This window comes from Pseudonocardia tropica, from assembly GCF_040105315.1.
Lineage (GTDB): Bacteria > Actinomycetota > Actinomycetes > Mycobacteriales > Pseudonocardiaceae > Pseudonocardia > Pseudonocardia alni.
This window is the reverse complement of the sequence record NZ_JBEDNP010000020.1, coordinates 44,297-50,686: the sequence shown is the minus strand read 5'-3', so window position 1 is coordinate 50,686 and position 6,390 is coordinate 44,297. Positions and strand designations below refer to the sequence as shown.

Genomic DNA, 6,390 nt, shown 5'->3' with positions numbered 1-6,390 from the left:
GCATACCGTCCGACGAGGGCAACAACGGCTCGAGCCTGGCCCACTGGGCATCGGTCAGGACCGCGCGACGCGACACCTGATGATCATCGCGCAGTCCCGAGCGGCCGAGTTAGGAGACACGCCCTAGGCCCCGGTGGTCGGTGATCGCCGCCCAGGTGTCCGGCGAGCCGCTCGTGGCGGTCGCGGCTGTCGTCGTTCATCCCGGTGACGACGAGCGTGCGGCCGGACCGCGCGTAGCGGCGCCGCAGGTCGTCGAGGACGGCGACGGTCGAGGCGTCCCACACGTGCGCGCCGGACAGGTCGACGGTCACCTCCGCCGGGTCCGCGTCGGGGGCGAACGCCGTGCCCAGCTCGCTGCTGGAGGCGAAGAACAGCTGGCCGGTGACGCGGTAGACGACCGCCCCGCCGTCGCCGAGGGTGCGGTCCACCCGGACCAGCCGTGACACCCGGTTCGCGAACAGCACCGAGGCGACGAGCACGCCGGCGCCCACGCCGAAGGCCAGGTTGTGGGTGCCGACGGTGACCACGACGGTCGTCAGCATCACCGCCGTCTCGCTGCGCGGCATCCGGCGCAGCGTCGCCGGGCGGATGCTGTGCCAGTCGAACGTCCCGACCGACACCATGACCATCACCGCGACCAGGGCGGCCATCGGGACCAGCGCGACGACGTCGCCGAGGGCGACCACGAGGACCAGCAGGAACGAGCCCGCGAGGAACGTGGACAGCCGGGTCCGGGCCCCGGACGCCTTCACGTTGATCATCGTCTGGCCGATCATCGCGCAGCCGCCCATGCCGCCGGTGAAGCCGGTGACGATGTTCGCGACGCCCTGGCCCCACGACTCGCGGGTCGTGTCCGAGCCGGTCTGCGTGATGTCGTCGACCAGGCGCGCGGTCATCAGCGACTCGATCAGCCCGACCAGGGCGACGCCGAGCGCGTACGGCGCGACGATCCGCAGCGTCTCCCACGTCAGCGGCACCGCGGGGAGGTGCGGGAGCGGCACCGTGTCCGGCAGCGCGCCCTGGTCGCCGACGGTCGGCACGGCGACCGCGGCCGTCACCGTGACCACGGTCAGCCCGACGATGGCGACCAGCGGTGCCGGGACGACGCGGGTCGGCCGCGGCAGCCCGACGATGACCACCAGGCCCACGGCGACCAGCGGGTAGACCGCCCAGGGCACGCCGACCAGCTGGGGCACCTGCGAGGTGAAGATCAGGATCGCGAGTGCGTTGACGAAGCCGACCATCACGCTGCGTGGCAGGAAGCGCATCAGCCGCGCGACGCCGGCGGCGGCCAGCGCGATCTGCAGCACTCCGCCCAGCACGACCGCGGCGAACAGGTACTCGACGCCGTACTCCCGCGACAGCGGGGCCACGACCAGCGCGATCGCGCCGGTCGCGGCCGAGATCATCGCGGGTCGCCCACCGCAGACCGCGATGACCACGGCCATCGTGAACGAGGCGTACAGGCCGACCCGGGGGTCCACCCCGGCGATGATCGAGAACGCGATGGCCTCGGGGATCAGGGCGAGCGCGACGACGAGTCCGGCGAGCACCTCGGTGCGCACCAGGCGGGGTGTCCAGCGCGCACGCAGCGTGGCGAGGTCGGGCAGGGCGGAGCGGAGCACGATACGACGGTCGCTTTCACGTCGGGGGAGGGGCGGGGCCGCGGACCACGACGGCGGGAGCGCGCGAACGGCCAGACCGTACCCTCACGTGACGGGAGGGTCGGCGGTGCGATGCCCGGAACCCGTTCGGGGTGGTGCGCCCCACACTCCGTTGTCCCACAGGTCGATCTCAGCGTCGTCACAGCGACGGTGAGCACGATGGGGTCCATGGCGATGACTCCCGACGTTCCGACCTGGGTGGGTGAGCTCGACCGGCTCACCCCGGCCCGCGACCTCGAGGTCGACCGGCGGTTCGCCGCCGCACGGCTGCTGGTCACCGTCGGTGGCACCCCGCAGGGTCAGGTCACCGTGCCGCTGCGCGCCGGGCGTGCGACCGCCGCGGAGCTCGCGCTCGCCGTCGCCGCGCTGCCCGCGGCCGGCACCGTCGCCGTCGCGCCGTCCGCGGCCGACCCGGTGACGGTGGTGATCGCGACCCGCAACCGGCCCGAGTCGCTGGCCCGCTGCCTGCGCGCGGTGCTCGCCTCCGACCACCCGGCGCTGTCGGTCGTCGTCGTCGACAACGACCCGGACGACGAGCGGACCGAGCTGGCCGTGCGGGCCGCGGGCTCCGACCGGGTCCGCTACGTCCGCGAGCCCCGCCGGGGCGCGTCGGTCGGGCGCAACCGGGGTCTGGCCGAGGCCCGCACCGAGATCGTCGCCTTCACCGACGACGACACCGAGGTCGACCCCGCCTGGGCCTCGCGCATCGCCGGCGCCTTCGCCACCGACCCCGAGCTCGCCTGCGTCTCCGGCCCGGTGCTCGCCGCCCGCCTGGGCAGCCCCGAGGAGCGCGCCGCCGACGTCGCCCTGGCCTGGAACAAGGGCTTCACCCCGCGCCGGTTCACCCTCGCCGAACCCCCCGCGGACTCCCCGATCTTCCCGTTCGCCCCCGGGCTGTTCGGCATCGGCGCGAACCTCGCCGTGCGCGCCGGGGCCGCCCGCGCCGTCGGCGGCTTCGACGAGGCCATGGGCCCGGGCACCCCCACCCACGGCGGCGAGGACTGCGAGTTCCTCGTCCGCATGATCCTGGCCGGCCACGTGCTCGGCTACGCCCCGGGCGCCTACCTGTGGCACCACCACCGCCCCGACCAGGCCGCGCTGCGCAAGCAGATGGAGGGCTACGCCGTCGGACTGGGCAGCTTCCTGGCCAAGGTGGCGCTGTCCCCGCAGGGCCGGTCGGTCGCGCTGCGCCGGCTCCCGGCGGCCGTCGCCCGGCTGCGCCACATCTCCGACCGCGAGGCCGGGGCCGGCGACGCGATGCCCGACAGCGGGCTGCTGGATCGCGGCGGGCGGATCGCCCGCGGCGGCTGGGCCTACCTGCAGCGGTCCCGCGAGGTGCGGCGCAACGGTGGCGCGGTGCCGCCGATGCTGCTGCCCGCGCGCTCGGCGCTCGTCCCGGCGCACATCCGCCGCGCCGCCGAGGCCGCGCGGGTCCGGGCCGGGGCCGGCGCCCCCGTCGGCCCGTCGGCCGTCCCGGCCCCGCGTCCCGACCGGCAGGCCGAGGCCGCCGACGACCGCGGGGTCGCGGAGCTCGCCCGGAACTCCGCGGCCTGAGCCGCTACGGCCCGTAGGACTTCCCGATGACGTCGCGCTGGATCTCGCTGGTCCCGTCGTACGCCGTCGGGACGACGCCCTGGCGGAGCAGCCGCTCCATGCCGTACTCGGTGGCGTAGCCGTAGCCGCCGAGCATCTGCATCCCCTCCCGGGACAGGTGCTCGGCGAGCCCGGTGGCCGCCGGCTCGGTGGCGTTGTCGGTGATGCGGTGGCGCATCGCCTGGAAGCTCCCCACGGGGCGGCCGGACTGCGCCGCGCCGGCCCGAGCACGAGCCCGGCCAGGATCATCCGCTCAGCGCGAGTTGCGTGAGACCTACCGCAGAACCTTCACCTGACCGCGGTCGTCGGTTAGCCTCGCCTCAGTACCGGTGAGGGAGGGCTTCCATGTCTCTGCGTCTGCCGACCGGCAGCATCACGGTGCTGCTCGGGCCGTCGGTGCAGCGCCGCCGCACGATGAACCGGCTGGACGACGCGAGCGGCCGGTGTGCCGACGGGCACGACGCCGTGGTCCGCAGGCTGGGAGCCCGCGCGACCGAGTCGGCGGCGGACCGGCTGGCCACCGTCGACGCGGCCCGCCGGGGCCCCACCGCGATGGTCCTCGCCGACCGCCTGACCGACGGTCTCGACGCGCAGGACCGCAGCACGGTGCTGTCCGCGCTGCGGGCGGTCGCTGCGGACGGGGTCGCCGTCCTCGTCGACGACATCGACCCCGTCGCGGCCCTCGCCGTCGCCGACGGCGCGCTGCGCGTCGACGAGCGTGGCGAGGTCCGGGCGGAGGAGCTGGCCTACTTGGCCTCGTAGGTGAGGCAGTCGGCGGCGTCGGCTCCCGCGCCGATGTTCACCGACGACGCGGTGCACTCGAGCTTCTCGTTGAACCGACAGTCCGAACGGTGGCAGGCACCGACGAGACCGTTGCCGCTGCCGCCGCGGAACGAGATCTCGACGAAGGTGCCGCAGTGGGCGTGCTCACCGGAGATCGTGATCGCCCCCGCGCCGCAGCTGGAGTCGGAGTTGTAGGAGCAGCTGGTGGCGGAGCACTGCTGAACCTGGGGCATGTCCTGGGCCGTGGTCATGGCGCTCAGGTTGTCGGGGTCGGGCGGTGCGCGCCAGGCAACACAGGCTCGCCTGACCGGGGGTGCGGGCCGCCTCATTTGCGCCCTCCACCTGGGCGGTCGGTGCGGCAAACGCGGTGCGCATGTGTCGCGAATCACATTGCGCGCCCGTCGGACGGGTGATCCACGGCGGTCACGGAGGTGGCCGGCCGGTGACGACACCCGTCCGTCGTGCGGGGCCCGCCGGGTACGAGGGCGATGCCGGAGCCGTGCGCGGCCGCCGACCGGCGGTGGGCGATGATCCCCCCGCCGGACCCGGTGGACCCGGGCGGAGAGGGAGGCGACGTGGACGAGGACCTGATGGGCCGGCTCATCCGGTTCGCCGACCTGACCGCCTGGCCGGCGTTCGCGGCGTTCGGGGTGCAGGAGGAGTCGATCGACCGGCTGCTCGCGACGACCGCGGGCCTGGACACGTCGGCCGTCGCCGGGGTGCGGGCCGGGCTCGCCGGGCGGGTCCGCGCCGCGGCGCGGGCACTGCGGAACGAGCCGCCGGTCGCGGACGGCCTGCACCGCATGGCGCTGCGCCCCGGCGAGCGGATCGTGGTCGTCGGCGACTCCCTGTCCGCCGACCGCCTGAGCTGGGCACGGCTGTTCGCCGAGCTGGTCCCGATGGTCGAACCGGAGGCCTCGGTCGAGGTGCTCGCGCTCTCCGGCCGGACCAGCTCCGAGGCGCTCGCGCTCGGCCCGGTCCTGGTCTCCCGGGTGCCGACCCGGGTGCTGGTCATGCTGGGCACCAACGACATCCGCCGGGAGGGCGCGACCACCGGGATCCGGATGGTGTCGATCAGCGAGACGGCACGGAACCTGCGGGCGCTGCGCCTGCTGCTGGAGACCGAGAGCGGCGCCCGGGTGCGGTTCGTCGTCCCGCCGCCGGTCGACCCCGGACGGGTGGCCGCCACCCGCGAGCTCACCGGCGAGTGGTGGGACCCGGCCGACGTCCCCGGGCTCGTCGCGACGGTCCGGGAGGTCGACCCGGATGCGGTCGACCTGTCCCGGATGCCGATCCGGCCCGACTTCTGGGAGGACGACGGCCTGCACCCCAGCCCGATCGGGCAGGTCGCGATCCTGCGGGCGGTGCTGGCCCGGATCTGACCCGGCACGCTCAGCCGCGCAGCGCGGCGATCGCCGCCCGGGCCGCGGCGGCGACCGCGGCCTCCCCGCGCGCCCTGTCGGCCGGGTCGGCCGGGACCGTGAGGACCGTCAGGACCAGCGGTGCGCCGTCCGGCGGGTACAGCACCCCGGAGTCGTTGCGCTCCCCGAGCGGCCCGGAGCCGGTCTTGTCGCCGACGGTCCAGCCGGCCGGGACCGCCGCGCGGATCTGCCGGTCGCCGGTGGTGTTCGCCCGCAGCCAGCCGGTCAGCCGGTCACGCTGCGCGGGCGGCAGCGCGTCGCCGAGGACCAGCGTGCGCAGCGTGGACGCCAGCGCGGCCGGGGTCGAGGTGTCGCGCTCGCCGTCGCGGTCGTTCAGCGCGGTCTCGGCCCGGTCGGACCGGGTGACGGTGTCCCCGGTCGTGCGCAGCCACGCGGTCAGCTCGGCGGGAGAGCCGACCTCGCGCAGCAGCAGGTTGTGCGCGGTGTTGTCCGAGACGGTGACGGCGGCCTCGCACAGCTGTGCCACCGTCATCCCCGTCGCCAGGTTCCGGGTGGTGACGGGCGCGTACTCCAGCAGGTCCGCGCGCCCGTAGCGGACCGGGCGGTCGAGCAGGCCGGGCGCGGACAGCGAGCGGTGCAGCACGAACCCGGCCATCAGTGCCTTGCTCACCGAGCACATCAGGAAGCGGTCGCCGTCGCGGTGCCCGGCCGCCGCACCGGTGCCGGTGTCGAGCACGTGCACCCCGATCGTGCGGGCGTACTCGCGCTCGACGTCGGCCATCGCGGGGATCGGCGCCGGCCCGGTGCCCGGGCCCGCCGGGGCGGGCGCCGCGGGTGCGGCCGGTGCGCAGCCGGTCAGCGCGGCGCCGCCCAGTGCGGCACCGGCCAGGAGCAGGGAGCGACGGGTGATCCTCATGGGCGCACCGTGTCGCATCCGAACCGATAGCGCGAATACGATCGTCCTTCGC

At 75.3% G+C, this 6,390-nt stretch carries 7 protein-coding genes; 3 read left to right on the top strand and 4 right to left on the bottom strand.

Annotation, left to right across the window (positions count from 1 at the left end; all coding sequences use genetic code 11):
• Nucleotides 1–83 precede the first annotated feature (83 nt).
• Entirely contained in the window at nt 84–1,625 is a 1,542-nt protein-coding gene (locus tag WHI96_RS24330) for a SulP family inorganic anion transporter (protein ID WP_345646842.1), read from the bottom strand.
• Nucleotides 1,626–1,832: 207 nt separating this feature from the next.
• Between WHI96_RS24330 and WHI96_RS24325 the strand changes: the two genes are divergently transcribed.
• Nucleotides 1,833–3,218 (top strand): glycosyltransferase family 2 protein, encoded by a 1,386-nt coding sequence (locus WHI96_RS24325; protein ID WP_349302447.1) that lies wholly within the window; start codon nt 1,833–1,835, stop codon nt 3,216–3,218.
• Between the two features lie 4 nt (nt 3,219–3,222).
• Here WHI96_RS24325 and WHI96_RS24320 read toward each other — a convergent pair whose 3' ends face one another.
• Nucleotides 3,223–3,453, bottom strand: coding sequence for an acyl-CoA dehydrogenase family protein (locus WHI96_RS24320; protein ID WP_345643468.1), 231 nt, complete (start codon nt 3,451–3,453; stop codon nt 3,223–3,225).
• Nucleotides 3,454–3,602: 149 nt separating this feature from the next.
• Between WHI96_RS24320 and WHI96_RS24315 the strand changes: the two genes are divergently transcribed.
• On the top strand, nt 3,603–4,019 hold the full coding sequence (locus WHI96_RS24315) for a hypothetical protein (RefSeq protein ID WP_345643465.1): 417 nt from the start codon (nt 3,603–3,605) through the stop codon (nt 4,017–4,019).
• On the opposite strand, the gene WHI96_RS24310 is transcribed toward WHI96_RS24315, so the two are convergent.
• Nucleotides 4,004–4,291 carry a DUF1540 domain-containing protein gene (locus WHI96_RS24310; protein ID WP_062399966.1) on the bottom strand — a complete coding sequence of 96 codons (288 nt, stop codon included), beginning with the start codon at nt 4,289–4,291 and terminating at the stop codon, nt 4,004–4,006. The genes WHI96_RS24315 and WHI96_RS24310 overlap by 16 nt on opposite strands.
• Nucleotides 4,292–4,615: 324 nt before the next feature.
• Between WHI96_RS24310 and WHI96_RS24305 the strand changes: the two genes are divergently transcribed.
• A complete protein-coding gene (locus tag WHI96_RS24305; RefSeq protein WP_345643461.1) occupies nt 4,616–5,422 on the top strand; it encodes an SGNH/GDSL hydrolase family protein in 807 nt (268 codons plus the stop codon).
• Nucleotides 5,423–5,432: 10 nt separating this feature from the next.
• On the opposite strand, the gene bla is transcribed toward WHI96_RS24305, so the two are convergent.
• Entirely contained in the window at nt 5,433–6,338 is a 906-nt protein-coding gene (bla, locus tag WHI96_RS24300) for a class A beta-lactamase (RefSeq protein ID WP_345643458.1), read from the bottom strand.
• Nucleotides 6,339–6,390: the final 52 nt, after the last annotated feature.

Coding starts and splice junctions, on each gene's coding strand:
- bla (WP_345643458.1), bottom strand. CDS start 6,338: ATGAGGATCACCCGTCGCTCCCTGCTCCTGGCCGGTGCCGCACTGGGC.
- WHI96_RS24310 (WP_062399966.1), bottom strand. CDS start 4,291: ATGACCACGGCCCAGGACATGCCCCAGGTTCAGCAGTGCTCCGCCACC.
- WHI96_RS24315 (WP_345643465.1), top strand. CDS start 3,603: ATGTCTCTGCGTCTGCCGACCGGCAGCATCACGGTGCTGCTCGGGCCG.
- WHI96_RS24325 (WP_349302447.1), top strand. CDS start 1,833: ATGGCGATGACTCCCGACGTTCCGACCTGGGTGGGTGAGCTCGACCGG.